This is a genomic window from Vibrio sp. YT-17 (genome assembly GCF_033337375.1).
GTDB lineage: Bacteria > Pseudomonadota > Gammaproteobacteria > Enterobacterales > Vibrionaceae > Vibrio > Vibrio alginolyticus.
In genome coordinates this window covers 76253-102576 of record NZ_JAWOQP010000006.1, presented here as the reverse complement: position 1 = coordinate 102576, position 26324 = coordinate 76253, and the positions used below count along the sequence as shown (strand labels likewise).

General features: G+C 44.1%; 21 protein-coding genes. 9 read left to right on the top strand and 12 right to left on the bottom strand.

Features of this window, described 5'->3' with window-relative positions; translation table 11 throughout:
• Positions 1–127 precede the first annotated feature (127 nt).
• Positions 128–1129 carry a sugar-binding transcriptional regulator gene (locus tag R7F67_RS08035; protein ID WP_005387670.1) on the top strand — a complete coding sequence of 334 codons (1002 nt, stop codon included), beginning with the start codon at positions 128–130 and terminating at the stop codon, positions 1127–1129.
• A 165-nt stretch (positions 1130–1294) separates the two neighbouring features.
• Here R7F67_RS08035 and R7F67_RS08030 read toward each other — a convergent pair whose 3' ends face one another.
• The 5 genes from R7F67_RS08030 to moeA all read right to left on the bottom strand — a co-directional run bounded on the left by R7F67_RS08030 (position 1295) and on the right by moeA (position 7048).
• On the bottom strand, positions 1295–2125 hold the full coding sequence (locus R7F67_RS08030; RefSeq protein ID WP_318057145.1) for a sulfurtransferase: 831 nt from the start codon (positions 2123–2125) through the stop codon (positions 1295–1297).
• A gap of 140 nt (positions 2126–2265) precedes the next feature.
• Positions 2266–2760 carry a hypothetical protein gene (locus tag R7F67_RS08025; RefSeq protein WP_318057144.1) on the bottom strand — a complete coding sequence of 165 codons (495 nt, stop codon included), beginning with the start codon at positions 2758–2760 and terminating at the stop codon, positions 2266–2268.
• 12 nt (positions 2761–2772) lie between these two features.
• Positions 2773–4878, bottom strand: a complete 2106-nt coding sequence (locus tag R7F67_RS08020) for an LruC domain-containing protein (protein ID WP_318057143.1) — start codon at positions 4876–4878, stop codon at positions 2773–2775.
• Positions 4879–5053: 175 nt separating this feature from the next.
• A complete protein-coding gene (moeB, locus tag R7F67_RS08015) occupies positions 5054–5803 on the bottom strand; it encodes a molybdopterin-synthase adenylyltransferase MoeB (RefSeq protein ID WP_053349250.1) in 750 nt (249 codons plus the stop codon).
• A gap of 9 nt (positions 5804–5812) precedes the next feature.
• Positions 5813–7048, bottom strand: a complete 1236-nt coding sequence (gene moeA / locus R7F67_RS08010; protein ID WP_262627228.1) for a molybdopterin molybdotransferase MoeA — start codon at positions 7046–7048, stop codon at positions 5813–5815.
• A gap of 287 nt (positions 7049–7335) precedes the next feature.
• Here moeA and folE point away from each other — a divergent pair, with 287 nt between their 5' ends.
• A complete protein-coding gene (gene folE, locus R7F67_RS08005) occupies positions 7336–7989 on the top strand; it encodes a GTP cyclohydrolase I FolE (RefSeq protein WP_005373478.1) in 654 nt (217 codons plus the stop codon).
• A 45-nt stretch (positions 7990–8034) separates the two neighbouring features.
• Here folE and R7F67_RS08000 read toward each other — a convergent pair whose 3' ends face one another.
• The gene (locus R7F67_RS08000) at positions 8035–8982 is read right to left on the bottom strand and encodes a TDT family transporter (protein WP_005373475.1); all 948 of its coding nucleotides are present in this window, start codon (positions 8980–8982) and stop codon (positions 8035–8037) included.
• A gap of 261 nt (positions 8983–9243) precedes the next feature.
• Complete coding sequence (gene clcA / locus R7F67_RS07995; RefSeq protein WP_053307249.1) at positions 9244–10647, bottom strand: H(+)/Cl(-) exchange transporter ClcA; 1404 nt, start codon at positions 10645–10647, stop codon at positions 9244–9246.
• A 456-nt stretch (positions 10648–11103) separates the two neighbouring features.
• Between clcA and R7F67_RS07990 the strand changes: the two genes are divergently transcribed.
• Positions 11104–11718 carry a hypothetical protein gene (locus tag R7F67_RS07990; RefSeq protein WP_080996737.1) on the top strand — a complete coding sequence of 205 codons (615 nt, stop codon included), beginning with the start codon at positions 11104–11106 and terminating at the stop codon, positions 11716–11718.
• On the opposite strand, the gene R7F67_RS07985 is transcribed toward R7F67_RS07990, so the two are convergent.
• Positions 11699–12112 (bottom strand): helix-turn-helix domain-containing protein, encoded by a 414-nt coding sequence (locus R7F67_RS07985; protein ID WP_005387686.1) that lies wholly within the window; start codon positions 12110–12112, stop codon positions 11699–11701. The two genes, R7F67_RS07990 and R7F67_RS07985, sit on opposite strands and share 20 nt — an antisense overlap.
• Positions 12113–12207: 95 nt before the next feature.
• On the opposite strand from R7F67_RS07985, the gene R7F67_RS07980 reads away from it, so the two are divergent.
• The 5 genes from R7F67_RS07980 (at position 12208) to R7F67_RS07960 (ending at position 18033) form a co-directional block, all read left to right on the top strand.
• Positions 12208–13116, top strand: a complete 909-nt coding sequence (locus tag R7F67_RS07980; protein ID WP_005387688.1) for an aldo/keto reductase family oxidoreductase — start codon at positions 12208–12210, stop codon at positions 13114–13116.
• 367 nt (positions 13117–13483) lie between these two features.
• On the top strand, positions 13484–14488 hold the full coding sequence (locus R7F67_RS07975) for a response regulator (RefSeq protein WP_005373466.1): 1005 nt from the start codon (positions 13484–13486) through the stop codon (positions 14486–14488).
• Positions 14488–14925: a PAS domain-containing protein gene (locus R7F67_RS07970; RefSeq protein ID WP_005373463.1), complete on the top strand. Its 438-nt coding sequence runs from the start codon at positions 14488–14490 to the stop codon at positions 14923–14925. The genes R7F67_RS07975 and R7F67_RS07970 overlap by 1 nt, the downstream gene beginning before the upstream one ends.
• An 86-nt stretch (positions 14926–15011) precedes the next feature.
• Positions 15012–16553, top strand: a complete 1542-nt coding sequence (locus tag R7F67_RS07965) for an NAD(P)H-hydrate dehydratase (RefSeq protein WP_318057142.1) — start codon at positions 15012–15014, stop codon at positions 16551–16553.
• A 436-nt stretch (positions 16554–16989) separates the two neighbouring features.
• Positions 16990–18033 (top strand): GMP reductase, encoded by a 1044-nt coding sequence (locus R7F67_RS07960; protein ID WP_005373458.1) that lies wholly within the window; start codon positions 16990–16992, stop codon positions 18031–18033.
• A 146-nt stretch (positions 18034–18179) separates the two neighbouring features.
• Here the strand turns inward: R7F67_RS07960 and R7F67_RS07955 are convergent, their stop codons facing one another.
• The 3 genes from R7F67_RS07955 to R7F67_RS07945 form a co-directional block, all read right to left on the bottom strand.
• Positions 18180–19469, bottom strand: a complete 1290-nt coding sequence (locus tag R7F67_RS07955; protein ID WP_017635214.1) for a linear amide C-N hydrolase — start codon at positions 19467–19469, stop codon at positions 18180–18182.
• Positions 19470–19940: 471 nt separating this feature from the next.
• Positions 19941–20267 carry a hypothetical protein gene (locus R7F67_RS07950; RefSeq protein ID WP_258475549.1) on the bottom strand — a complete coding sequence of 109 codons (327 nt, stop codon included), beginning with the start codon at positions 20265–20267 and terminating at the stop codon, positions 19941–19943.
• Between the two features lie 87 nt (positions 20268–20354).
• On the bottom strand, positions 20355–22046 hold the full coding sequence (locus R7F67_RS07945; RefSeq protein WP_318057141.1) for an FAD-dependent oxidoreductase: 1692 nt from the start codon (positions 22044–22046) through the stop codon (positions 20355–20357).
• A gap of 283 nt (positions 22047–22329) precedes the next feature.
• Between R7F67_RS07945 and R7F67_RS07940 the strand changes: the two genes are divergently transcribed.
• A complete protein-coding gene (locus tag R7F67_RS07940) occupies positions 22330–22803 on the top strand; it encodes a DUF1842 domain-containing protein (RefSeq protein ID WP_005373450.1) in 474 nt (157 codons plus the stop codon).
• A gap of 134 nt (positions 22804–22937) precedes the next feature.
• Here the strand turns inward: R7F67_RS07940 and R7F67_RS07935 are convergent, their stop codons facing one another.
• Complete coding sequence (locus R7F67_RS07935; protein WP_017819913.1) at positions 22938–26111, bottom strand: AAA family ATPase; 3174 nt, start codon at positions 26109–26111, stop codon at positions 22938–22940.
• Positions 26112–26324: the final 213 nt, after the last annotated feature.

Genomic DNA, 26324 nt, shown 5'->3' with positions numbered 1-26324 from the left:
TAGTGAGAAAATGTTATTGCGATGAGCAAATGTAGCGTTTAAATTGATAAAGAACATATGCTAAGTCAATGAGCATATGTTCACTTATTGCATACAATATCGATCCTCTTAAAGGGCGAGAGAAACCATGAGCAGTTCTAATCAAGATATTTCCATTGAAAACACGGATTTGTTGACAGAGATTTCCGTCGCGTATTATCAAGACGGTGCGACTCAGGAAGAGATATCGAGAAAATTTGCCATATCACGCGCAAAGGTCGGGCGAATGCTCAAGCAGGCGCGTGATGAAGGCATTGTTGAAATTACCGTTAAATACCATCCGGTGTTCAGCGCCAAGATCGAACAACGTTTGATCGAGCGATTCGGCGTTAAGCGCGCGCTTGTTGCTCTTGATCAACCGAATGAAGAAGCGCAACGACTACAGGTATCGGGATTGGTGTCCAATTATCTCACTAGCACGCTCAAAAACGGCATGGTGGTGACGGTCGGACAAGGGCGCAACGTGTCGTCTGTCGCTCACCATATTGGTGTTATTACGCCGCGTGATTGTAAATTTGTGTGTGGCATTGGTGGTATTCATCCGCGTGGCGGTATGTATAACGCCGACCATATTTGTCGTCAGTTGGCGAAGAAATATGGGGGAACCTCTGAAACACTTTATGCGCCGGCTTACGCAGAAAACAGAGAACAGAAGTTGGCCTTTATGCAAAATGCAACCGTGAAACAAACGCTCGACCTAGCACGTAAAGCCGATGTCGCTTTGGTTGGTATTGGTGACATGAGCGAAAACAGTTACATGGTCGACTTAGGTTGGTTTACGCCTGATGAAGTGGTTCAGTCGAGACTTCAACAAGGTGTGGTAGGGGATTTTGCAGGTTATGACTTCTTTGATATTCACGGTAATGTAGCGAACACGGTAATGAGTGACCGAGTAATTGGACTTGGTATTGAAGAGTTTCGGCCGATCTCGGAAGTCATTGCGATCGCAGCTGAGAACAGCAAGCCACTCGCTCTACTCGGAGCATTAAGAACTGGAGCGATAGACGTGATCGCCACGAGCGTTAGCAACGCATTAACCGTGCTCAACTTAGATGAGCAAATGCACGGCAACGCGACATCTGAACGCTAACGGAAATAGTCGGCTTTTGATGTAGTCAGGCTATGAGGGGTGACAAATCACTCATAGCCAGTTTCTATTTCGAAATGACAAGTTTGGTTTAGAAGCTGCGTTTAGTATATTGGAACACATCATCTTTAGATAAACGTAAGATACTTTGTTAAACAGACACTTGTCTTAACGCTCGATAGGTAGAGAGTGGTCTGCACCCCATTCGGTCCAAGAACCGTCGTACACCGACAGATTGTCTAGACCAATTTGATACGCCGCGAGTAATAAAATGCATGCGGTTACACCGGAACCGCAACTAAAAATAATCGAATTGTCACTATCTATCGTTAGTGCGCTAAATATCTGTTGCAACTCTGAATTTGGTTTAATGTGACCGTTGGCCAAGAGTTCTTGAAACGGTAAGCAAACCGAATTTGGAATGTGCCCACTACGTAGACCTTCTCGTGGCTCAGGCACTTCACCAAGGAAGCGAGCTTTGGCTCTAGCATCGATGATATTGGCACTTTTATTGGTTGAATGAGCAAGAACATCTTGTGCACTCAAAAAGGCATTTTGGTTGAGCTTGCCCGCAAAGTTGCCTTCTTCGCTTGGTTGCGATAGGGCACTTTCGGCAGGGAGTCCTGCTTCAATCCAAGCTGGAAGACCGCCATTTAAGACTCGGACATTGTCATGCCCCATGGCTTTGAACATCCACCAAGCTCTTGGTGCCGCTAAAGTGCCTGAGTTGTCATAAACCACAATCAAGTCTTCGTTGTTCAAACCGAGTTGTTGCGCACTTTGGTTGAAGCCTTCTTCTGTTGGCATCATATGCGGCAGGGAAGAACCGGGTAAACAAAAGTCATTGTCGTAATCGAAGCGTAAAGTATTTGGAATCCACTTATCTTGAATCTTTTTGCCTTCAGAAGGGATTTGAAACGCAATACTAGCGTCGAGGAGCTTGACGTTAGGTTGGCCGAGAAAGCTATTGAGTTCATCAGTACTAATCAGTGCTTGCATTGTCTTTAGTTTGCTAGGTGGATAATCTTACTGTTTTACAACAAAAAAATCGCATGTTCAAAAGAACGATGCGATTTTTAAGCTTGAGATTGAAGATTTATGATGAAAGGTCGCTTTCGCCATGCCTTCAATCTATCTAGTTACATGGTCCAAGTGTTGTCTCCAGAAGTAATCACTTTCTGAATTGGGTCACTGCCGTCATAGAACCAAATTTCAACAAGTAGGCTACCTTGGCTATCAGAAACATTAAAGTCGACGTTTGCTGTACCGTTGTTGAGTGGAACCGATGCGACTTTGCTTGGATATTTTGCATCGTAGTTACCTGAACTGTTCTCGACAAACTCTTTGTACACGCTTAGGTGTGCACGTTGTGAAGAGAAACCACTGATGTCTACATTGAGCGTACCCTCCGTCACTGGGTTGTAGCTAAAGCCATCCGGTACTACTAGGTCCTGCATGGTTGCATTTTCTACAGTTACGGTAGCCTCTTCTACGGTTGTTTCTTCCTGTTGGGTTGTGTCTTCCTCTGCAACGGTGGTTTGGGTTGGTGAAGGTGGTGTACTGTTACCACCTCCGCCGCCACCGCCACAAGCCGTTAGTGCTAATCCCATGATGATTGTGATAAGTGCTTTCATAATGTTATCTCCCTATGGAATGTAGCATTTGTTAGGTGTTGGAGCGGTGTGCCAATCTGTGCTTCGTTCGCCACCAGACTCAGCCCAAGTTTGGAATTGAGGGTATGCATCGACCATATCTACACGCTCTAGCGGCCAATCCCAATCTTCTACTATCAACAGTGCCCAAGGTAAGTTGTTTGCTGTTTTGAAGTACACACCTTGCGCAGGGTCACTTGCATCGACGCCGACACCGAAGAGGTTTTGGTCATCAAACTGTTCTGTTGGTGCTTGGTCTGCTAAGTGAACTTCCCATTTACGGCCTGGTTGGAAGGTAATCCCATCGCCATGGTAAGTCCCCGGCGTTGCGAAGATGAACGGGTCGTATGGCATGGCTTGAATGGCTGAACGGTCAGAGCCTTCGGTGAAGTACACATTCAAGGTAAAGGTGAGTGAAACGTTATCATCACAGCCAGACTCGGTACGGAAGTAGCTACAGCTGCTAGCCGCGTATGTGCTTAAGTCTTCACTGATGATGAAAATTGCTTCATCAGAAATACTTTCCAAACCATTAGATGCTTGTTCTACACCATTGAAGGATAGCGTTGTTAATCCGTTTTCAATCGAGCTTCTCAATACACCCGGTAGTCGGATTGCGAAGCCATTTTTGTAACTTGCGCCGTAGGCCGCTAGGTCACCTGTAATCTGGATATTCTCAACATGACCAGCAAGACTGGTTTCAGTGATGCGGAATTTCACGACCACATCGTTCATGTCGTAGTCTGCGGTGTATGGCCAATTATCTTCATAAGCCACGGTGGCGTAATCTTCTGCACTCGGGAAATATTCCACTGAGTAGCCATTACCAGTGATGGTAATTGGGTAATCTTCCACCTCACCAGATGTCGAACCACCATCGTAGTTTAATCCGGTTTGTTGGCTAAAGCGGAATCGACTCCAGCTTGAACCTTCCGTTGCAGCGGTTGAAACGACAAACGGTAGGGGATTATTACCCGCAGACAGTAATTGGTCAGTAAAGACCTGTTCGCCTTCATCATCAAAGTCACCATCGCGGTTCCAGTCAAACCATGCTGATAGGTAGCCAGAAGTAGAAGCTGTCACATTCACAATTGAGCTTAAGCCTGGATCAAGTGCGTATACAAAACCAACACCATCTTCATCGGCTGTGCCCACAGAGTTATCGTTTGCCTGTCCGTCGGCATCACCATCTGGAGCGACGGAACCAAGCCAAGTTACACCGTCCACTTCGTGACGAGGACCGTTTGACGCAAGTGTTGTGTGGTAGCTGTCTGGAGCATCACCAAAATCAATTGGCTCGTCTTCGTTAATCACCGGAGCATTTGCACAACGTGCACCGTCATTTTGGCTTGAGCTTGGACCGTTGGATACAAACTCAACCGCAGGAACGATACCTGCTGCGATATTGGCTGCGTTACCTTCCGAAAGGTCAACGCGATAGATTTTGCCATCTTGGTTACGTGACACATAGTAGTTGCCGTTTACATCGAAGTAGCCAGCACCAAATGTGCCTTTCTCACCTGTGTCACCTATCGCAGTTGCGCTACCATTTGATGGGTTGAACTGATATAGCACACCAGAGTTGTTGTCGATGCCGTAAAGGGAGCCATCACCTGGATGGAATGCAAAGTCGGTTAGGTTCACTGTCGCTGTTGAGCTGATTTTCACGATGCTCAATGTCGCATTTGGATCAGAATCGAGCGGAGAAAGGTCAATGGAGAAAAGTCCTTTGCCTTTGCGGTACAAGTAGTAGACGTGGTTGTAAACGTCACCTACGTAAAACGTGTGGTCGGTAGGAAGGCCCGAAACATCAAGCGTCTCTGCTTGGAAGTCTTTACCAAGACGAACAATCTTTTTGTTTGTGGTGTCGTAGCCGTAGATATAACGGTCAGTGAAGTTAAAGCCTACACCGTTGATGCCCGAAGCCAAACCTGTGTCGTCCTCTAAAAGAGTCGTAGAGCCTGTAACCAAATTGACGCCATAGATTTGAACCGGGGTTGATTGGAACAGGTATGCTTGGCTTGGGCACGTATCAAATGGCGCCGCTTGTGCGTAAGCGCTCGCTATTAGAGACCCAAGTAGTAGTGATGTCCTTTTCATAATTCGCCCTCTCATTGGTTCGTGATATATGCAATGAAAGGAATGTGCCAAGTTTTAAGTTGTTGAATTTTATTGATTTAATATTTGTAAGAAGAAGGGTTGTAAATCTGATTGTCAAAATGAGAAAAAGCCCAACATTGAGTTGGGCTTTTTGGGAATGATTAGAGGTTTAGAACTAACTACAAACCGGACAGGTTGGCATTTTCATCAGATTCATTTCTCGCCAAGACATGCTGAGCGCGTCCAAAATCAGAATTTTGCCTTTCTTTGGTTGGCCGTAATCAGCAATCACTTTAATCGTCTCCATCGCTTGTACTGCGCCAACAATACCCACAACAGGAGCCATGACTCCGGCTTCGACACAACTTAACGCACCGCTGCCGAAGAGGGCACTTAAGCACTGGTAACATGGTTGAGTTGGGTCGTCGTAAGTAAACACACTCACTTGGCCTTCCATACGAATAGCCGCGCCTGAAATTAGCGGTGTTTTAGTCGCAAAACATAGGCGGTTAAGTTGATTGCGCGTATCGACGTTATCTGATGCATCGACAACAATAGTGTGTTGCTTAATCAGGCTCTCTAACGCGGTATCATCAAGACGTTTTGCGATGGTATCTACGACAATGTGCGGATTAAGTTCACGTAGTGCATTGGCCGCCGAGTCTACCTTCTTACGACCAATATCCGCATCGTGGTGCAGCACTTGGCGCTGAAGGTTAGACAACTCGACGATATCATCATCAATCAGCGTGATTTTACCGACACCAGCAGTCGCCAAATATTGGCTTGATGCGCAGCCTAAACCGCCAGCACCAAGCATCAATACCGATGCTTGTTTGAGTGCTTCTTGTCCTTCAAAGTCAAACTGACGAAGAATGATTTGGCGGTTGTAACGCAGCATTTCCTGATCGGAAAGAATATCCACAACGTCTTCCTAGTAAAGGGTTGAGTTGAATAGTTGAACCTGAACCGTTTCGCCCACTTCAACTCGGCCGCGCTCACGTTCCAAGACAACAAAACAGTTCGCTAGGCTCATTGAGCGGAATGCGCCAGAGCTTTGGTTACCGGTTGTTTCAACGACAAACTTGCCATCTTCCAATGTATAGATACCACGTTGGTAATCGGTACGGCCTGGCGCTTTCTTAAAGGCGGTTTTGGTTGTTGCTGGAATAGATTCGGGTGCTTTCCATTCGGTGTGGCCTGCAAGTTTTGCCAGCATTGGTTGGACAAGCACGTACATAGTAAGGACTGCAGAAACCGGGTTACCTGGCAGACCACAGAACCAAGCTGTACTTAGCTTACCAAACGCGAAAGGTTTACCCGGCTTGATTGCTAGCTTCCAGAAACCGATTTCACCAAGTTCTTCAAGAATGTCTTTGGTGTAATCCGCTTCGCCCACACTGACACCGCCTGAGGTCACAACCACATCTGCCAATGTTTGCGCTTGTTCAAAGGTTGCTTTCAGAGTCTCTGGGCAATCTGGAATGATGCCAAGATCAACGGCTTCACAACCGAAGTTCTCGATAAGTGGTTTAATACCGTAACGGTTGCTATCGTAGATTTGGCCTTCGTCTAGCGGCTCGCCCAGTGGTTTAAGTTCATCACCAGTAGAGAAGAAAGCAACTTTTGGCTTACGTACTACTGTCACATGGCTTATACCAAGAGACGCAATCATCGGAATATCGCGAGGTGTCAAACGTGCACCTTTTGCAAGTACGATGTCGCCTTGCTTGATGTCGTCACCTGTTGGGCGGATGTTGTTTTGTGGCTTCACGTCGGTTTGGTTGAACTGAATGCCATCATCTGTCACTTCAGTATTTTCTTGCATGATAACGGCATCACAACCCTGTGGGATTTTTGCGCCAGTCATGATGCGAACACAGGTACCTTGAGGCCATTCACCTTCAAAAGGTTGTCCTGCAAATGATTTACCTGCCAGAGGCAATACAGAAGATGACTCAAGATCTTGAATGCGAATAGCGTAGCCATCCATTGCTGAGTTATCGAATGGTGGTACGTGAATAGGAGACAAAATGTCTTCTGCCAGTACAAAACCGAGTGCGTCTGCAAGTGGAAGAGAAAGCGTTGTTTGGATAGGTTTGATTCGCGATAACATTTTGTCCATCGCTTCTTCAATTGGCATCAAGCCAGGTGCGTCGCAGCAGCCCATTGAGAAAATCCTGTGTTCTTTTGTTTTGTGGCAACTTTACCATAAAAGGGGACTGAGTAAGAATGTCCACCTATAAAATATGGGTGTAATTATTCAAAAATCCGAGTATCCTTGTCAGCCATCCAAAAGGGGTAAAAAACCTGCGGAGCTCAAGAAAATCAGCTCAGTACCTTCATCTGATGTGACTTGGTGTAAAGACACGAACTGAGCAACTCAAAGCGAAAAGTATGAATGCAATTTTGATTGGGTTTGTACGAAGGCTGAAGTAAAACAAAAGAGGAAGTGGAATGTCAGGTCTTAGCGAGTCAGCGAAGTTAGTAAAAGAAGCGCTAGAGCAACGCGGTTTGGAAACGCCAATGCGTCCAAACAACGTAAGTCGTGAAGAGAAGAAAGAGAAGATCGAACACCACATGCGTGAGATCTTAGGTCTGCTTCAACTTGACCTTACCGACGATAGCCTAGAAGAAACCCCACACCGCATTGCTAAGATGTACGTTGACGAAATCTTCTCCGGTCTGGATTACTCTAACTTCCCTAAAATCACGGTGATTGAGAACAAGATGAACGTGAGCGAGATGGTTCGCGTGAAGGACATCACAGTGACCAGTACTTGTGAACACCACCTTGTGACCATTGATGGCAAGGCGGCTGTGGCTTACATTCCACGTGGCAAGATCATTGGCCTATCAAAGATCAACCGTATCGTTCGCTTCTTTGCCCAGCGTCCACAAGTTCAAGAGCGTATGACTCAGCAGATTCTTGTTGCACTTCAAACGTTGCTTGAGTCTGATGATGTGGCAGTGACAATTGACGCAACACACTACTGTGTGAAATCTCGCGGTGTGATGGATGCAACCAGCGAAACCACGACAACAGCATTGGGCGGTATCTTCAAAAGCAACCCAGCAACGCGTGCCGAGTTTCTGCATGGTTTACGTTAGGTAACCAAGCACTATTCTAAGAGGATGGCAAACGCCATCCTTTTTTTATGCTTGTTTAGAAAATGACTTCATGATTTCTGGCCAATACATTTTGACGTAACCTGCCGATACCCAAACAACCAATACAGTCGCGATACTGAGCTCTAGAAAACCAAAGTCGTGCAGCCAGTGCCAGTGAGGGTGCGATTCGGCAAAAAAAGAGGTTAAGCGATGCATTGCGATAGCGCTGATCACGGAAGGAAAGGTTACTGCCGCGATAGAAGGTTGAAACTTCAAGCGAAGTAAGCGGAAGTAACATAAGTAGATCAATAAAGTCATAGTGATGGCGATCCCTGCCAATGCGCCTGTTAGTATCGGATCAGGTAAGGGAAAGTTCACCAAGTATGCTGCTAATGACAAGTTTACCGGCGCGGCCATAATCGCGAGGGTCGGTCTTGCTCGCCTTGGTAGAGAGCCGAAAAACACTAAACGATACAACACGAGTGGCAGCATGAAGAAATAAATGCCGATGCACATCATCGCTAACGTTTCGGAGAATAAGTTGTGACCTAGTTGAGAACCGGCTAGTGAACTACTGATCAGCCCCACCGGATAAAGAAACCAACTCGGTACGATATTGGACATTTTGAAGTTCATTAGCTGAAAGCTAAAAAACAGCACCATCATAGTAAAATGCAGCAAAAGCGCCATAAACCAAAGTGGATAAGCGATGATAGGCGCTACAGCGGCAAGATAATCTGCAAGGATCAGTAACGCCATACTCATTGGTGCCATTAAACTACCACTCAGCGGGTGACGAATGTCGACCATGAATAATCGTGGATTAGCGGCATATTTTATGAGTACAGGGGCGAGTAAAAGTGCGCCGAGTGACGCCAAAAATGGGCGTATCGGTTCACCAATCTCAGGAACATAGAGTGCCCAAGCTTGCCCTAAACCTATCATACCTAGTGCCAACGCGGCTTGAGACGGCGGGACACTATAAAACTGCACAAGTCTTCTCCAGTTCAAATCTACTCCATTTGATTTTTGCCTGAATGAAACAAAACATGACGATTTGGATGAAATGCTCTATTTAAGTAGCGAATACTAACAAGTATGGAGAGGGGTTTCTCATGAAAGGTGGTGAGCAAATATCAGAGAATGATAATTTTGTGAGTTTGGTATCGAATATTTGGGAAAAGATGCAAAAATGCAGCGTTTATCGCTCCAAACCCTTCGATAGTCTGGAGCGAAGTGATAACAAAGAGAATGTTATGTTGATTGATTCTCCGGTAGATCCTGTTGGCGTAACTTTTCGTTTTTGATTGTGCGATGCAGCAGCTGGCTGTAAATAGGTTGTCCACCCAACAATTGAGCAATAATCACAGCGCCCAAACAAGTAATGATCAATGGCAGGATTAAGTAGTAGTTATTCGTCATTTCAATCACTAACAGAATACCTGTAATCGGTGCACGTACCGTTGCTGCAAACAGGGCACCCATGCCCGCAATCGCAAATACACCAGGCTCGATATCAAGCGCAGGGAGTAAGACATCAGCACTTGCTCCGAACGCATAGCCAAATAAGGTTCCCAGAGCAAGCATAGGTGCAAAGATGCCTCCCGGCGCACCAGAACCAAAACAGAGCAGGGTTGTAATTACACGACCAAAGAAAAGCAAAACTAAAATGGATACCGAGTAGTTACCGTTAGTAATGTCAGGAATAAGGCCGATACCACCACCAGTTAGTTGGGGTACGTACAAAAGAAGCAAGCCAAACACGCCTCCCAGTAACGAACCTACAATCAAGTAGCGCTTACGATCGTTTTTGTGAATTGCGACAAAACTGTCTTGTGCTACGGTAATCAGTTTATTGAAGATCACGCCAAACACGCCAAACAATGCGCCAAGCAATAAAAACAGCCATAGGGCTTGAAGCTCTGGCGACTGGTATTGCGGCATAGTGATAACGGCGTCTTGCCCGTTGATGGCGCGAAACACTATGTTCGCCATAATGGCAGAAATGATCACTGCGCGAATTGAGATCAAAGAGTAGCGAAACTGAGGTCGCATTTCCTCCACAACAAACATAATGCCTGCGAGTGGGGCATTAAAGGCCGCAGCCAAACCGCCAGCAGCACCAGAAGCGAGCAGGGAGTGGCGGGTATCGTCATCCTTTACCCGGAATATATCGGTCACCATTCGACCAACAGCACCACCCATTTGAACGGTTGGGCCTTCACGACCAAGCACCATACCAGAGCCAAGTGCGCCCATGCCGCCGAAGAATTTTACTGGTAGCACGCGCCACCAGCGCACTGGACGAATATTATCCATTGCCCCTTCGATTTCAGGAATACCAGAGCCTGCCGCTTCTGGCGCAAAGCGGTGCACAAGAAAATAGCCAATAAAAGCTAAAAGTGCGCTAATGAGAACCGCTGCCAGCCACAATGGTAGAACATTTCCAATTTCGCTTCTTAACCATTCTGTTCGTGTTTCAGAAACGAAATGAACGGCAAGCTCGAAATACGTACCGACAAAACCAGCCAACGTACCCACAATGGCGGCCATAATGAGAACAGAAAATGATGTTGACCCTCGAGAGACAAACTGGTTAATCGCATCTTTCGGTACGTGCGCCAACACAGATTTCACAATTCTCTCGCGTTTGGTCATTAAAAAGCTCTCCTGTTGCTGGGGGGAAGGGACGAAAGAAAGTATACGCTTCGCAGAGTCTAGACCTAATCAATAAAGATGCAATTTAGCTTTTCACTATTGAGTGTTCGAAGTGTCGCGATATTATTCATTCACTCAGATTGTGCTATTGCTCTCATAATTTAGGATAAAAAACTTGTTTTTTGAGAAAAATGAACCATGCTTTAAATGTAAAGCAACATGACTGCTTCAGAAGGAGGGATGTGAGGTTTTACACACAATTTGGATGGATTCAAACCCTACGGTAAGTCCTCGTTTTATGTTCGGGATGCATCAATAGACATCGCCGATTCGCACACTCACGATTGAGTAACGAGGTAGAGGCGCACGCACATGTGCGCCTTCTTAATTTCTGCGTTATAACTTTCATCACCACCTGCCACTATTTTTCTCTTGAACATTTTCTTGCAGTTAGTAATGTCTTGGTTCGATGTCAACCAACTAGAGCAGTGCATGCGCTTTTATCTTCGACTCTTACTTTCTTTATGTTGTTGTTCGGTAACGTTTCCGGCACTTTCAACGCCGAGCTGGTGGCAAGACACGTTGTCAGCAATGCCATATTCCAATCTAAAAGAACGTATAGAAAAAAGTGGAAGCTGGTATGGTTGCGAAGTGCAGTTGCGAGACAACTCAACGTTTATCAACGCATTTTGTTTGGATGATTTTTCGTACTACCAGCAGCACTTGTATGGTGAAGTGATTTTGAGAAGAGAAAGTGCTCAGTTCTCGTTTCTTACTGAATACGAGTGGCAGCGTCTGAATGACTTACTTCTCAACTTAAGAAAGGATGGGTTAGTTTTACGCAGAGTCACTATCGGAAAAGAGCAATATGATGTCGTTGAAGCTCTGGAAAAGAAATCTTCCGAGCTTGTCGATAAAGAAGTTATTTTGTTGATGAACCGCTATCCACAAGAAACGATTCGAAGTTTGCTTTGGGTAAAGCCGGACGAGTTTCTGACGCCATCACCGTCCTTAAATGTGCACTTGCGCAGTGATGGCGAAATTATCGAGGTCAAAGTGACTCGTTTTTAGATTCTTTATGGAGAGATAGGAAGGTCGCCATTGCAGATTCATCCAAAAAACCATCCGATTTTTTGTGAGCGCGCAGGTATTGATATCCTGCAATTAGCTTGCGGTGTAGCTCTTCTGCATCGTCTGACAACGGCTGATTCATAACGTGTTGAAAGGCAAGTTTGTACGCATCCATATCCACGACTTCAGCACGGCGATATAAATAACCGCATCCCGTTGCTAACCATTCGAGAGAGCAATTGGCGCGCATTGCAATTTGATTTGCTTTAGTTAGGCTAGGTTCACTGCCTTTAAGGTATTTGCGTATTAAAGCTTCAGACACATCGACGCGTCGTGCGAACCCGCTGATGCTTTCTTCTCCGATCAGGGTGGCTAGGCGTTGGGCAAAAGACATATTTCGTACTCCAGTTCGAATTGCGAAAGTTTACCCGTTGAGCCGGTACGAAAACAAGACTACGATGAATGCAGATCAATTGAAGGAGAAAACCCATGGTTGCAAAAGTAGTAACTGCACCAAAAGGCCCAGAGTTCTCAGAGCTGGTTCAAGGATATTGGCGTGCAGTTGAGTGGGGAATGACGGCTCAAGAGCGTTTGTCATTTCTTAAGCAACACATTGAGTTAGGCATTACGACAGTCGATCACGCCGACATCTACGGTAATTACGAGTGTGAGGCGTTGTTTGGTGAAGCGTTAGCTTTAGACAAGAGTGTTCGTGAGCAAATTCAGATCGTGACGAAATGCGACATCAATTTGTGTGGCGATAAAACGCCAGAGCGTAAGATCAATCACTACGACACGAGCTCAGCACATATCTACCAATCGGTGAACAACTCGCTAGAACGTTTGAATGTGGATGAAATCGACGTACTTTTAATTCATCGTCCTGACGTGTTAATGGATGCAGACGAGGTTGCAGAAGCATTTTCTGAGCTTCATAAAGTCGGCAAAGTGAAGCACTTTGGCGTGTCTAACTTCACTCCACGCCAGTTTGAACTGCTGCAATCTCGCTTAGGTAAGCCGTTGGTTACTAACCAAGTGGAAATCAACCCACTTAACTTTGAGGTTGCTCACGATGGAACGCTTGACCAAATGCAAATGTTGCGTACGCGACCAATGGCTTGGTCTTGCCTCGGTGGAGGTTCAATTTTTAGTGGTGACAGTGAGCAAGCTGTTCGTGTCCGTAACGAATTAGAAGCAATTCGTGAAGAAGTGGGCGCAGCGAGTATTGACCAAGTAATTTATGCCTGGGTACGTCGTTTGCCATCTAACCCTATTCCAATCATTGGCTCTGGTAAAATCGAGCGTGTGCAAACTGCAGTTAATGCATTGAACATCGAACTTACTCGAGAGCAATGGTATCGCGTATGGGTGGCTTCTAAAGGTCATGGTGTGCCATAGAATTGATATCTTATCGATGAAATTGTTATTAAAGGCATCCTCTAGCAGGGTGCCTTTTTAGTTTTAGCGCGTTACTGTTTACCCATTATGGAAATGGAAAGAATGAAATTCGAGCAAAAATGGGCTTTGGATGTTAGCTGCAACTTTTTGCTTACTTTGGGTGGAGGAGTTTTACCCATGTTTGTTTTATGTCACTAAACAGCGAATGTGATGCTTGCTTTTTAGTCATTTTGTTCACTCATTCATTCATATTGCGTATGCTTATTGAATAATAAAGAAATAAAAAACTCGTCAGTTTTCTCGTATTACATGCTGTAACAATCTGTTAGACTCCGGCGCAGATTGTGGAATATAAAAAGGTGATTGAATGTCTTTTCCCGTACTCATCTGTGATGATTCAGCGTTAGCACGCAAACAGATGGCGAGATCACTACCAGCCACATTGAATGCCGATATTACGTTTGCTATCCACGGAAAAAACGCGCTAGAAGAACTCGAAAAAAACGAGTTTAAATTGATGTTTCTTGATTTGACCATGCCAGAAATGGATGGCTTTGAAACACTAGAGCACATGCAACGGTTGGGGGATAAAACTCCGGTGGTTGTTGTGTCGGGGGATATCCAACCTAAAGCGAAAGAGCGCGTGTTCGCACTGGGTGCAAAAGCGTTTATTCAAAAACCGATCGCCAAAGATGAACTCAAGAAGGCGCTTAAAGAGTTGGTCGAGCCAGAACCTCGTCCTCAAATTATCACGCCTGTCTCTATTGAGTTACCGATTTTACGTCGTCGCGATATTTACATGGAAGTGGCTAACGTTTCAATTGGTCGAGCAGCCGATGCATTGGCGCGTCACTTTGATGTGTTTGTGCAACTACCTCTGCCGAACGTCAATATCTTTGAAGTGAGCGAACTTCACATGGCCCTACGCGACTTGGCGTCGCATGACAACGTATCGGGTGTTTGTCAGGGATTTTGTGGCGAAGGTATTGCTGGCGAAGCGCTAGTGATTTTGAGTGATTCAAGCGTATCTGATCTCAAAAAGTTGATGAAAGTACCAGCAGACAGCGAAGAGCTAGAAGAGCTTGAGCTGCTAATGGATATTTCTAATATTTTGGTGGGGTCGTTCTTAAATGGTTTAGGCGAGCAGTCTGAAGTCCGATTCTTCCAAAGTCCACCAGTACTCCTTGGTCAGCATATCTCAATTGACTCGATCATTGAATCTACAACTGGAGCATTCAGCCGCACGATGACATTCGAAGTGAGCTACAACATTGAAGGAACGTCGATTCGTTGTGACTTGTTGTTTATGTTTGTGGATGAATCCTTGCCGCTGCTTGATAACAAACTGTCTTATCTAATGGAGGAGTTCTAATGTTGAATATGCCAGCAGAGTTTGAACAATTCCATTGGATGGTGGATATGGTACAAAACGTTGACATGGGCTTAGTGGTCATTGATCGAGATTACAATGTACAGGTCTGGAATGGGTTTATGACTCATCACAGTGGTTTGCAGTCTCATGATGCGATAGGTCGTTCTATATTTGATATCTTCCCTGAAATCCCACAGGAGTGGTTTAAATTAAAAACAAAACCAGTGTATGACCTAGGCTGTCGCAGCTTCATCACATGGCGACAACGACCTTACTTATTCTGCTGTCGCAATGTTCGACCAGTTACGCAGCAAGCGGAGTTTATGTACCAGAATGTTACGTTGAACCCAATGCGCACACCGACTGGAAAAATCAACTCGTTGTTTTTGTCTATACAAGACGCGACGGCTGAAGCTCTGATGTCTCAGAATCAATAGCGATAAAAAACTTTCTCAAAAGCCAAGGTCCGCCTTGGCTTTTTTGTATACTTATAATTGTGTTTCCCAATGCGTAGAACGTGAATATGGACTTTAATCTCGCCCTAAAACTCTACACCGCAGAGCAAGTAAAAAACGGTGAAACGCTGGCTGCGCAAATGGCTGGTGTTTCTATGTATAGCTTAATGCAACGCGCTGGTATGGCCGTGTATGAGCGCTTTTTACATCTGTATCCTAAATCAAAAAATATCTTAGTGATTTGCGGTAAAGGGAATAACGGTGGCGATGGTTACGTATTTGCATCTCTTGCGAAACAAGCTCAACTCAATGTACATGTTTTCCAAATTGGTGATGTATCTGTGCTAAAAGGTGATGCTTTGCGCGCATACCAAGACTGGCAGTCAATCGACGGTGTTAACAATGATTGGGATGAATGGAATACCGCATTGCTAGAAGCAGATGTGATCATCGATGCCATGTTAGGCACTGGTTTAAGCGGTGAGGTTCGTTCGGAGTATCGTCGCTATATTGACCAAATTAATCAAATTCATGCCCCTGTGATTGCAGTCGACGTTCCTTCTGGTCTGTGTGCTAATACAGGTGCAGTTTTAGGTGATGCTATTCGTGCCGAGCATACTGTAACCTTCATTGGGGTTAAGCAAGGCTTATGCACTGGACAAGCGAGAGATCGAGTTGGCGAGCTCTACTTTTGTGGTTTAGGCGTCAATACTAAGTTTGATACTATCGAAGTAGAAAGTGCATTAGGTATTGATCATCAGGTTGTTTCAAGATTAATGCCCAAGCCAAATCCAACGGTCCATAAAGGTGACAACGGGAAGTTGCTTTGTGTTGGTGGCAACCAAGGGATGTCTGGAGCGATTCGTTTATGTTCCTCCGCTGCGATTAGAGCCGGAGCGGGTTTAACTGCCGCAATTACTCACACGAGTAGCCTTATTCCACTGCAGGTTGGTTGCCCAGAAGTAATGAGCCAGAGCATCACCGCTGACTTACTCAGGGATACTGAGAACGACTTAACTAAACGCATACGCTGGGCTGACGTATTAGTGTTTGGTCCTGGCTTTGGAGATGATGAGTGGGCTTATCAAGCCTATCAATATCTGGCTCAAGAGCAGAAACCTAAAGTTGTTGATGCTGATGGCCTCAATATTCTAGCGATGCTGAGCCAGCGATGCGATGGCACTCTAGTGTGCGACAACCATCGAGTGATCACGCCGCATCCTGGAGAGGCAGCTCGACTACTAAATGTAACCATTCAACAAATAGAAAGTGACCGATACTCTGCTGCAAGACAACTGCAAGAGCGTTATGGCGGTGTAGTGGTTTTAAAAGGCGCGGGGACGCTTATTTACGATGGAACGAGAATGTACGTCTGTCTAGCGGGTAACGCCGGAATGGCGACGGGGGGAATGGGAGATGTGTTATCTGGAGTCATTGGTGCATTACTAGCCAAAGGTTTACCAATTTCTGTTGCCGCACGTTTAGGTGTGGTACTTCACAGTCATGCTGCTGATATAAACGTGAGTCAGAATGGTCAAATTGGTCTTTTGGCAAGTGATGTCGTTAGCACTCTTCGTACCGCTATCATCCAAGAGCTCTATCGAGTTTAATTAGATTTCATGCATTTTTGAGAAAATTGGTCGATTTTTTTGAGTACTTTTTTACGAATTAGCAGGGCATCTTAGTATTAGGTGATTGAGTTTTAGGCAGATTTGAGAGGTGATGCGTTTTAATTTTTAAGATATGACGCAAAGGTTTGCGCAATGGGTTAACTTAAGTGCTTTCTCAAGTTGTTGATAGTTATAAATAATAAGAGGTTTTGGTGACTTGGGGAGCGTTTTTGATATGCGATTTTCAAGATGGTATCACAAAAAAAATTCAAATATCAGACTTGTAGGAAATAAATCACAGCCTATAATGCTGAAAACCGGAGCGTCTGCCAACGCTCCGGTTTTTTTGTGTCCGAAGAACAGTGAACTCGTCTGCCAACGAAATCACTACGCACTCTGAAATGACACATATACATATGAATCAAGGAATTACACAATGCGTATCGAACAAGAACTTAAGTTAGGTTTTAAAGATGTACTGTTTCGCCCGAAACGTTCTACCCTTAAGAGCCGTTCTCAAGTAAATTTAACCCGCGATTTTACATTCAAGCATAGTGGTCGTCAATGGTCTGGTGTGCCAGTAATCGCAGCAAACATGGATTCGGTTGGTAGCTTTGCAATGGCTAAAGCGCTGGCTGAGCATGGTGTAATGACCGCTGTTCACAAACATTACACGGTAGAAGATTGGGCTGAGTTTGCTAAATCAGCAGATAAAGTAACCATGAATAACGTTATGGTGTCTACTGGGACATCTGACGCAGACTTCCAAAAAACCAAAGACATCATGGCACTTTCAGATGAATTTATTTTCATTTGTATCGACATTGCAAATGGTTACTCAGAGCATTTGGTCGAGTATGTTGAACGCGTGCGAGCAGAGTTCCCAGACAAGGTCATTTCTGCAGGCAACGTGGTTACTGGTGATATGTGTGAAGAGCTAATCCTAGCTGGTGCAGACATCGTTAAAGTGGGTATCGGCCCAGGCTCTGTATGTACAACTCGTGTAAAAACGGGTGTTGGTTACCCGCAGCTTTCTGCAATCATCGAGTGTGGTGATGCAGCGCACGGCCTTGGTGGCATGATCGTCGGTGACGGTGGCTGTTCTTGTGCGGGTGACGTAGCGAAAGCATTCGGTGGTGGCGCGGACTTCGTAATGCTAGGTGGGATGCTAGCGGGTCACGAAGAGTCAGGCGGCGAAGTGATCGAGAAAGACGGCGAGAAGTTCATGAAATTCTATGGCATGTCGTCGAAGAGCGCGATGGATAAGCACTCAGGTGGTGTCGCTGGCTACCGTGCGGCTGAAGGTAAAACCGTATTATTGCCATACCGTGGTAGCGTTCACGGCACTATTCAAGACATCCTTGGAGGCGTTCGCTCAACATGTACATACGTAGGTGCAGCAAAGCTTAAAGAGCTAACCAAGCGTACTACATTCATCCGCGTTCAAGAACAAGAGAACAACGTGTTCGGTAAAGAGTAAATCGACTGAATGTAACAAGTGTAAAAGCAACCATACGTTATATCTATAGCAGATAAAACTATACTATATGCAGCTATGAGCCAGAGTGAGATTGATTTCTTACTCTGGCTTTTTGCTTCTCATTTGTTTGCGCTTCAAAATTAACTCTAAGCGATTTTAATAGTTGGTCGAGATTCGACTTGTTCAAACGGTAATGATGTTGTAACTGGCATGAGCTGTAAAACGCTTGAAATCTGACAGTCTCTATTTAACCCAATATAGTCTTTGACATTAGCGACTCGCCAAGTCATGTCTCCGTAAGTACGCAGATAGAACGCGGGTGATTGATGACTGTTATGTCTAATAACGCTCCATTGGGTAATATCACTAAAAAAGACTTCAGGGTTATCGGATGTCTCAAACTCATTCGCCATGATGCCCAAAGGTATATCAACGCGATTAAGTAGCTTTTGTCCGAGTGAGAAGGCTTCGTCGAAGTTAGTTGGTTGTTCGCTTAACTGCTTAATTGCATAGGTTTGTACAAATCGAGACGGCGGTGTTGGGTCGGCGGGTAGACCCATCAAGCCAGCGCCATTGATTGATTGAAGTGGGCCAGGCACTTGGACATGACGTTGCATGGTTGCTTCATTGTTCGGTTCTGGGTTGTAGTTGCGCAAATTGGAAAAATAAGAGAGGTGATTGACATGCCAATGGTAATTTGGGCAGTTAGTCATTACTCCAACGTAGGAGTGGTCCACAACCACTTTATAATCATCAAAGTCGTATTCGGTACATTGATAGCGTGCTTGCTGATTTTCCTCTTTGCTGAACATATCGCTTTCTTTGAATGCTCGATAGATATGCATATTACCGTTAAGAAACTCAATGACGGCACTGTCATTATTTGCATCGTGAATCACGAAATGCTGGTCCAAAGCCATGTTGTCACTCTCTGTTTCACCAGTTGAAATAGTCGAGTTAAACACGTAAACGGGGTGGGTGGTGAAGTAGGTCACCATCTCGTCCACAGTATTAAACGTAGACAAGATAAAAGTACCAAACAGGCCGCTGCCTAATGCAAAGGCATCATCAGGGATGTGAGAGGTCGATACATTTTGATTGAGAATGGGCAAGTACAGTGACCCAACAGAAAGGCCAGATTCATTAATGCCATCAGCTGTTAAAAGAGGGTTATTATACCGGGTAATGGCATTGCAGTGTATGAAGCTCAACTCTCCCTGCCAATTTGCTCGAAACTCACATTCTTTACTGTGACGTTTTGGCGGCTGACCATTGAAAACACGGTCGGCTTTTCCGTCGGAAGTAAAGGTCGTAATTTGGTAAGTTTGTTGGGCTCTAAACCAAATCTCGGTCTGAAGGTTAACTGCAAACTCCATGGTTCTAGCGGATAAGGTTTGGTTGTTGCAACCATAATTGATATTAACATCTGTACACATAGCCATGCTTTCCGTTGTTTATCTTGAATGATGAATATCCAAGAAACCCTCTGAATCAAATGCTTAGAGATTACGTGGATATAGATGAATTGCGCTTTAATAATGGTTTTAGCCATTGAGATAAGCGCATGCTATTAAGTTAAGCATTCAATCAAAAAACGTCAGTAGCAGTTTAGTATCAGTTGATAGAGTTAAAATAAAAAGTGATGTATTAAGTAAAACTCTTTGATCTTAGAAATTAATAATATATTTATTTTTTCAATCTTGGTTACTCTAGATTTAAAGTTTATTTTAAAAGTGATTTGTATTTATTCGATTATCTTGCAGTGGTGATATAAAGTGAGAACATAAAGTTAACAATTTCAGATTGTGATTGAAAATGGGGAGAGTCTTCAATCCAAATACCGAGAAATGAAACTGCCCGAGAAGTTGTGCAACTGTCTCGGGCGAAGTGATGAATCAGGTGAGCAGCTATAAAGTTTTCTCACAAGAACCGCTAAGTTGTGGAGATATTTTTAAATTATCATTAAAGATTTCTACAACGACGGGGCCTTTATTTTCATCTTTTGCATAGTATGCACAGGACTTGTCCCCAGTATAGGTTTTACCTGCCTTTTTGAAACTGTAATACCAGGAGTCATGGGTAGCGGCACCGGATTCAAAACTAGCAGATTCAGATTGTTCGCCAATATTCAAGTCGAAATGAACCTCCATTTCCGGAGAGTCTTTAAATCTCACATATCCGGTGATTTTATCGTTGGAGTTATTTTTAACGTAAAATGAACCCTTAGTTGTCATAATTTTTCCTCTTTTTTAATTTCTATACGTGATAGAACGGCCAAATGACGTTCTGTTAATATATGCTTTTTAAGATGCATATTGATGTTAAATGATGGTCTTATTAGTTCTAAGGTGATTAAACTTATCCTTAGCGTATTTTTCTTTTATACCGATTAAGTCGCGGTAGCTTCGATCAAAATAAACGCTTGTCGGAATTGCCGGATCTTTAAAGCTGATGAAGGCACCATAGGTTCCCGGTATATCAGCTTCTCTGGCTTTATCAATCCAGTCCATGGCTCTGTTTACATCAACAAGTACTGGGTTATTTTGTAGTTCTAGTTTTTGCTTTATCTCTTCATTCCACCAGGTTTGGTATTGGACTGTATATTGACACTGGCGGTAGGGGAAAGATATGTCTTCAAGGTCGTCTGAGTGATGATAAAAACCGCCAGTGATCGCCCCTAAGGTTACGTAACTAAATAGCCCTTGATCGCGGTTTTCTGGCTTTATCAAAGGTGAAGTTAAGCTTTGCAAAAGTGCAGTATAGCCTTCTGGTTTAAGACCTCGCTCTGACACCAATCGCGAAGTGATTTTGTGAGGTGCTGGGGCGTCATAATCGGGAGGGAAAGGAGAACCGTTTTGACACAAAGAATCGCGCCCCCATGTGCTCATCAGGGAGTGATCGTATTTCTTCCCGTCAAAGTCAGTGCCATGTGCTTCATAGACTTGAACTAAATCAGGGAAGCAAGCGCCAAATTGAACGGCTATAAATTGGTGAAGATCTTGTTCTGTTCCTTCCCAGTAGCCATACATGGTGCAGTGATGGCTGATGGTTTCAATATCACAGTGGTTAGATGATTCAGGCAGAGCATCAATTTGCAAGTTGGTGCCAAGAAGTTTAGGCGTATCGAGGCTTTTTATAGCCTGCTCCCAATTTTTTAGCACATCTATGGTAGGGTGCGTTGGTATTGGCTGAAGCATACCGTTGATTTTTGGATAGAGGTTCCACTGAAGCTCGAAGCGGTGGATCTCTTTGGGTAAAGGGAATGTTTTTACGCGTAGCTCGGTAACAATGCCATAGCTAATGCCTCCGCCGCCTCTTAGTGCCCAAAATAGGTGAGGGTTGGACTCTGCTGAGACTTCTGTGATCGTACCATCACCCAATACCACGGTTGCACTCACTAGGTGCTCACAACACATGCCGTATTTTCGCGTCCAAGGGCCCCATCCTCCGCCTTGAATATAGCCAGTCAACCCAACTGTGGCACAGGTTCCATGTGCAATCATTCGATCATGCTCTGCAAGTTTTGGTGTCAGTTGATAGAAGCGATAGCCAGCACCAATGGTGGCAATATTGTCACACAATTGGAAGGTCTTAATTCTGCTCACGTCAATCAAAATGACGTTGTCACCACTGCATTCACCTGCGTGATCATGCCCTCCTGAGCGAACACGAATCGGGAGATTGAATTGAGTTGCTGTTAGATAGGCTTGCTGAACTTCTTGCGTACTTTCGCACATGACAATGACAAAGGGTTGGTGTTGATAGCGAGTATTGAAGATGAGTGACTCGACTTGATATTGGTTCAAACCGGGAACCGGTGAAACCGTGTTTTCAAGAGGTGTCAGTAATCGTTCTTTAGGAAAACCGCACTTATCCATTTTCTGAATAAACAGTTTGGCATTATTGACTGAGATTGAGTACGCGCTAAGTACAGCGAGGCGTTGTATTTGAGGGTTAGGGTGCTGTTCTACCACTTGGTTTTCTTTAGTTCCCTGCATCCATTCATGTTCCATTATTTTTTCCATTTGGCTTATGTATTGAATAGTTGTTCAAATATTAAACCAAATGCATACATTCACCATATCAGTTTGGTATCAGTTGTTCTGTACAAATCGCCAAAAGCATCAGCGAGAGAGCAACAATATCTGGTTGATGAAAAGAACGATCGGCATCTGCGTGACCGTGGATAATTTATGTAGTCAAGTAGATCTGAGCCTAAATTGATACTGAACCAGAATGACGTGTTATCTACATTGAATGGGTCACTAACGACAATAAATTCAGTTGGAGAACACAATGAAAATGGACTCAAAAGAATCACAAGCAATTTTTACTGCTCATTATCAAATTGGTAACGGCTTACCTGGAGGAGTGAGCTTCGATGTTAATCTACTCGTGGCCAGCGAAGACAAATCAATAGTGGGTAAAGGACATATCTTTCAGGCCGTTAACCCACCGTTAAATGTGGTGTCTGATCTCAATGGTAGTTTCAACTATCAATGCACGATGCGTGATTGTCATATCATGGTGACGTTGCAGGGCTACCAGCCTTATCTAGGCATTGCTCCTTTAGGAGCTGATCTTCATAACGTAACGCTCAACCTCCTACTTAATGATGATTGGAAGTCAGGCGTGGCATTCTATCGATATAAAAATAGTTCAGGTAAATGGATTGAAGCAGCAAATCAACGCGTTACTCTACTTTTGCCTGAGCATGTTCCTAGCATCGAGAACTTTAAGGTGGAGCAAAATGATCTTGCGCCAGCATAAATCTCATCAGCGATGACACTGTGCCAAAACACAGATATTCGATGGTTTCGAATATCTGTGTTTGACGAGGTAAATCGAGTAAACACGATGACTTGACGGTGCAATTAATCGACTTTCTTCGTTTATTGAATATTTCATGGTTGAGTAGATGTGGAGAGCCAATGGTCGAGCTCATCAACACTTATTTGAGCCTGATTCAGTTGATGCTTACGCGCGGCCTGATTGAAGTTTAACAACTCAGAGACGGAGCTGGACTGGTCGAGTAAGGCAAGCATCAGATTCGCTTGTTCAATATAAAAATCACCCCATGGATGCGGATCTTCTTGGGTGAAGTTAGACAGCTTATCGCGATATTTTCGAAGTAGCGTAGGCTGCTTATACTGCCACGCTACTTGGATTCCTTGTTGGTAAAAGCGTAAATAGTTATGACCAACACAGGTAGATTCTAGCCAAGCCTCACCAGTGCGCAAAGCGGAGAGGGCCGTTGATTCATCGCCACAAATAAGTGCCTTGGTAGATACGAGCCAAGGACCAATAAAATTGTGTAGCTTATTGATATGAACAAGATCTAGAGCCGTGTCGATGTCCGAAAGGGCTTTCTCCTCTTTTCCCTGATACCAGTGCAATCTTGCACTGGACTCCAAAAGAAAAGCGACAAATCGATGAGCATTAAGCTGTTTTGAAAGTTGTAGAGCGGTCGAGATTTCGTTTTCAGCTTGCACCAAGACATTACGGTCGAGAAAGATCCATGCAGCCGTAAGCCTAGAAACAATTTCTGCTCGGCGGTTTGCCGTGAGATAGGCAAGATTCGAGGCATGCTGAGCCTGTTTTAGTGCTTCGTCAGATTGCAGTTGATAGATCATCACTGTTGCCAGCATGTAGCGATTAGCAGTTTCAATCGAAAGCAACTGATGCTCTTCACACAGTTGCAAACACTCGGTTAAGTGCTCGTATGAGCGAGCCATTTTTCCTTGTGCGTAGGCACAATCACCGAGGCCGCCAAGCGATTTTGCTTTCGCGCGAAAACAGTTTGCTCGTTGACTGTAATCTAATGCAAGTAAATGTTCTTTCTCACATTCGTCTAGCTGCCCAGTGGGGAACAGCATATTACCTCTCATCGAGTGAATTTCACACAAAGATTTATTTAACGTCAGCTTTTCGCACAGGGCTTGGGCTTGGTCTAAAATCGACATCGCTTGTACAAAGTTGTCGGTTAAACGGTAGGGGTTAATGAGGTCTAAATAGTATTGAACACGTTCAGAATCATTTTCTGTGTGATGAATCGCTTGCTCAAGAACCTCAATACTCTCTTTGATGCGTCCCATCGAATACAGGCAGTTTCCTTTCATATTTAGTGCATACGCCATCTGTGCTTTAGGTGACTCTTTAATAGCGTATTCAATAAGAGTCAGTGCTTTTTCAAATTGATAATTGCTCAGGTAATGTTTGGCGGTCTGGTCAAGAACAGTAAATACACCTTCGCCCTTGGCATGATTGATATGGACTGCATATAAGAACCGATCTCGGTTCTCATACCATTTTGCGCAGGCCATGTGTATTTTTGAACACTGTGACTTGTCTATTTGACGGAAAACAGCATTACAAATCAAATCATGATGGAAAAGGTATTGATCGCCATTGAGTTTTACTAAGCCAGCGTCGACTAACTTATCTGGTACGTAGCCGGGAATTCGAGTGATTTCACGCAGTTGCTCCAGTTGAAAGTACTGCCCCAACACAGATGCAGTACAGAGTGCTTGGCGATCTTGGGCTGGAAGTTGAGCTAATTGTATCGAAACTAAATGTTCCAATGACTCCGGAACGTCTTTATCAAACTGAGAACAAAGTAGTGTTTGGCGCAAGTATAGAGGATGGCCTTTCGCAAGCTTTATACAGTCATTGATATGTTTATTCTGTTGGCATGTGATTGAGCAAGCTAACTCGTAAGACTCTTCAGATGATAACTCCCTAAGTTCGATTAGATTCACGTTGGCAAACCAAGATTGTTTGGAACTAAGTCGTTTTTGCTGCCTAAACGTCAGAAAGAGTAAAATATTGGTGTTTGTAATATAAGGTAGCAGTGTCTCAAGAAATGCCAACATTACCTCGTCGGCCCAATGGACATCTTCAACAATAATCAAATGCGGTTTGCTGGTCTGCCGTTGTTGAATTAAGAAAGGGATAGATTGCTCTATCGTTTGTTTCAGCGTTTGGAACTCCATTAAGTTCAGCAGCTGTTTTTCTGATTCGTTGAGTGTTACCCCCATTAACCAATAAAGGCAGAGATGGAAAGAAGAGGGAATTGATGACTCGACAGTCTGCTGACGAATAGAATCATCGGTATCTTCACGAGTAAATGAACAAATTGCCCGAGTGAATATATTTTGAGGGGACAAGAGATCAGCACTGCCATGATTCAGGATTTGAATCTCTGTGGTTAAACACGAAGAACGACTCAAAGACGAAATGACCTGGTTGAGTAGGCTGGTCTTTCCTATCCCTGCGGTACCAGTAATACAATACGTTTGGCCTGCTTCTTGTTTTTGCCATCGCTTGATTCCGCTATTCAATGTTTCTAGTTCAAGTTTACGCCCTACGAAACAATCAGTATGGTTTTGGTGTAAGGATACAAAATGCCAGTTGTTGAAGTCTGGCTCTCCTGTTAGAAAAGGTTTTATTGGTCTGGCACAATTGGACGAGATAAAGCAAGGACAAGCAGCTATTTCTCCCCAAGGGATTTTAACTAGGATTTCATTGATTGGGGTTATCGCATTTGGATGTTCCGATAGCTCAGTGATTCGATGCATGTATTTCACATTGATAAAAGACCGAATCGAAGCCGAAAGAGCAACCTTTAATTGAAGGGCTAGTTGTCGAATTCGCTCAAAAATATATTCGTCCGATTCCTGTAAAGACCAAGTAAGAACAAACGTTCGGTTTTGTATTATGGGTGTAGTGTTTTGGCTGAGAAGTAAGGTTTGCAGAGCCTTTGCGGTCAAATCACACTTTGCTTCGATTGCAAAAATAAAAAAATATGGTGGTGATGAAGATACATTTGTAAATAATGGTTCTGAGGCCCGATCTATTAAAAGGTCCTCTACGGGGACAGAAAAGTATTCCGCGAGATTGGATGCGGTACGATACAGCACATTCGCCCCAGACTCTGCTCGCTTTATAGAAGCAATAGATACGACAAAACCCTGTTGAAAGCATTCTTCCGCCAGTTTTTCTTGGCTCAGTCCTAATTTCTTTCTCAGTTCTTTGAGTCGTAATACGTTGAGTGGAATTCTTCCATCCCTATTTGCCATATTTCACTCCGTTGTAACGTATAGCTTTTCCCAGTAAACCTGAATCGATTGGATATGTTGAGTGAATAAATTTATCTTATTTCACCACATATATAATACTAGTAGTTAAAATGTTATATACGAAAATGAAATGGGCATTTTAATCTTCAAACCACCTTAATTCATTGTTATATTAGTGGTGTTTTTTATTAATAATTTTGATATTTATTTTTG

Excerpts from the sequence above, each read along its gene's own strand:
- R7F67_RS08035 (WP_005387670.1), top strand. The coding sequence starts at position 128 with ATGAGCAGTTCTAATCAAGATATTTCCATTGAAAACACGGATTTGTTG.
- R7F67_RS08030 (WP_318057145.1), bottom strand. The coding sequence starts at position 2,125 with ATGCAAGCACTGATTAGTACTGATGAACTCAATAGCTTTCTCGGCCAA.
- R7F67_RS08025 (WP_318057144.1), bottom strand. The coding sequence starts at position 2,760 with ATGAAAGCACTTATCACAATCATCATGGGATTAGCACTAACGGCTTGT.
- R7F67_RS08020 (WP_318057143.1), bottom strand. The coding sequence starts at position 4,878 with ATGAAAAGGACATCACTACTACTTGGGTCTCTAATAGCGAGCGCTTAC.
- moeA (WP_262627228.1), bottom strand. The coding sequence starts at position 7,048 with ATGGGCTGCTGCGACGCACCTGGCTTGATGCCAATTGAAGAAGCGATG.
- folE (WP_005373478.1), top strand. The coding sequence starts at position 7,336 with ATGTCAGGTCTTAGCGAGTCAGCGAAGTTAGTAAAAGAAGCGCTAGAG.
- clcA (WP_053307249.1), bottom strand. The coding sequence starts at position 10,647 with ATGACCAAACGCGAGAGAATTGTGAAATCTGTGTTGGCGCACGTACCG.
- R7F67_RS07990 (WP_080996737.1), top strand. The coding sequence starts at position 11,104 with ATGTCTTGGTTCGATGTCAACCAACTAGAGCAGTGCATGCGCTTTTAT.
- R7F67_RS07985 (WP_005387686.1), bottom strand. The coding sequence starts at position 12,112 with ATGTCTTTTGCCCAACGCCTAGCCACCCTGATCGGAGAAGAAAGCATC.
- R7F67_RS07980 (WP_005387688.1), top strand. The coding sequence starts at position 12,208 with ATGGTTGCAAAAGTAGTAACTGCACCAAAAGGCCCAGAGTTCTCAGAG.
- R7F67_RS07975 (WP_005373466.1), top strand. The coding sequence starts at position 13,484 with ATGTCTTTTCCCGTACTCATCTGTGATGATTCAGCGTTAGCACGCAAA.
- R7F67_RS07970 (WP_005373463.1), top strand. The coding sequence starts at position 14,488 with ATGTTGAATATGCCAGCAGAGTTTGAACAATTCCATTGGATGGTGGAT.
- R7F67_RS07965 (WP_318057142.1), top strand. The coding sequence starts at position 15,012 with ATGGACTTTAATCTCGCCCTAAAACTCTACACCGCAGAGCAAGTAAAA.
- R7F67_RS07960 (WP_005373458.1), top strand. The coding sequence starts at position 16,990 with ATGCGTATCGAACAAGAACTTAAGTTAGGTTTTAAAGATGTACTGTTT.
- R7F67_RS07955 (WP_017635214.1), bottom strand. The coding sequence starts at position 19,469 with ATGTGTACAGATGTTAATATCAATTATGGTTGCAACAACCAAACCTTA.
- R7F67_RS07950 (WP_258475549.1), bottom strand. The coding sequence starts at position 20,267 with ATGACAACTAAGGGTTCATTTTACGTTAAAAATAACTCCAACGATAAA.
- R7F67_RS07945 (WP_318057141.1), bottom strand. The coding sequence starts at position 22,046 with ATGGAACATGAATGGATGCAGGGAACTAAAGAAAACCAAGTGGTAGAA.
- R7F67_RS07940 (WP_005373450.1), top strand. The coding sequence starts at position 22,330 with ATGAAAATGGACTCAAAAGAATCACAAGCAATTTTTACTGCTCATTAT.
- R7F67_RS07935 (WP_017819913.1), bottom strand. The coding sequence starts at position 26,111 with ATGGCAAATAGGGATGGAAGAATTCCACTCAACGTATTACGACTCAAA.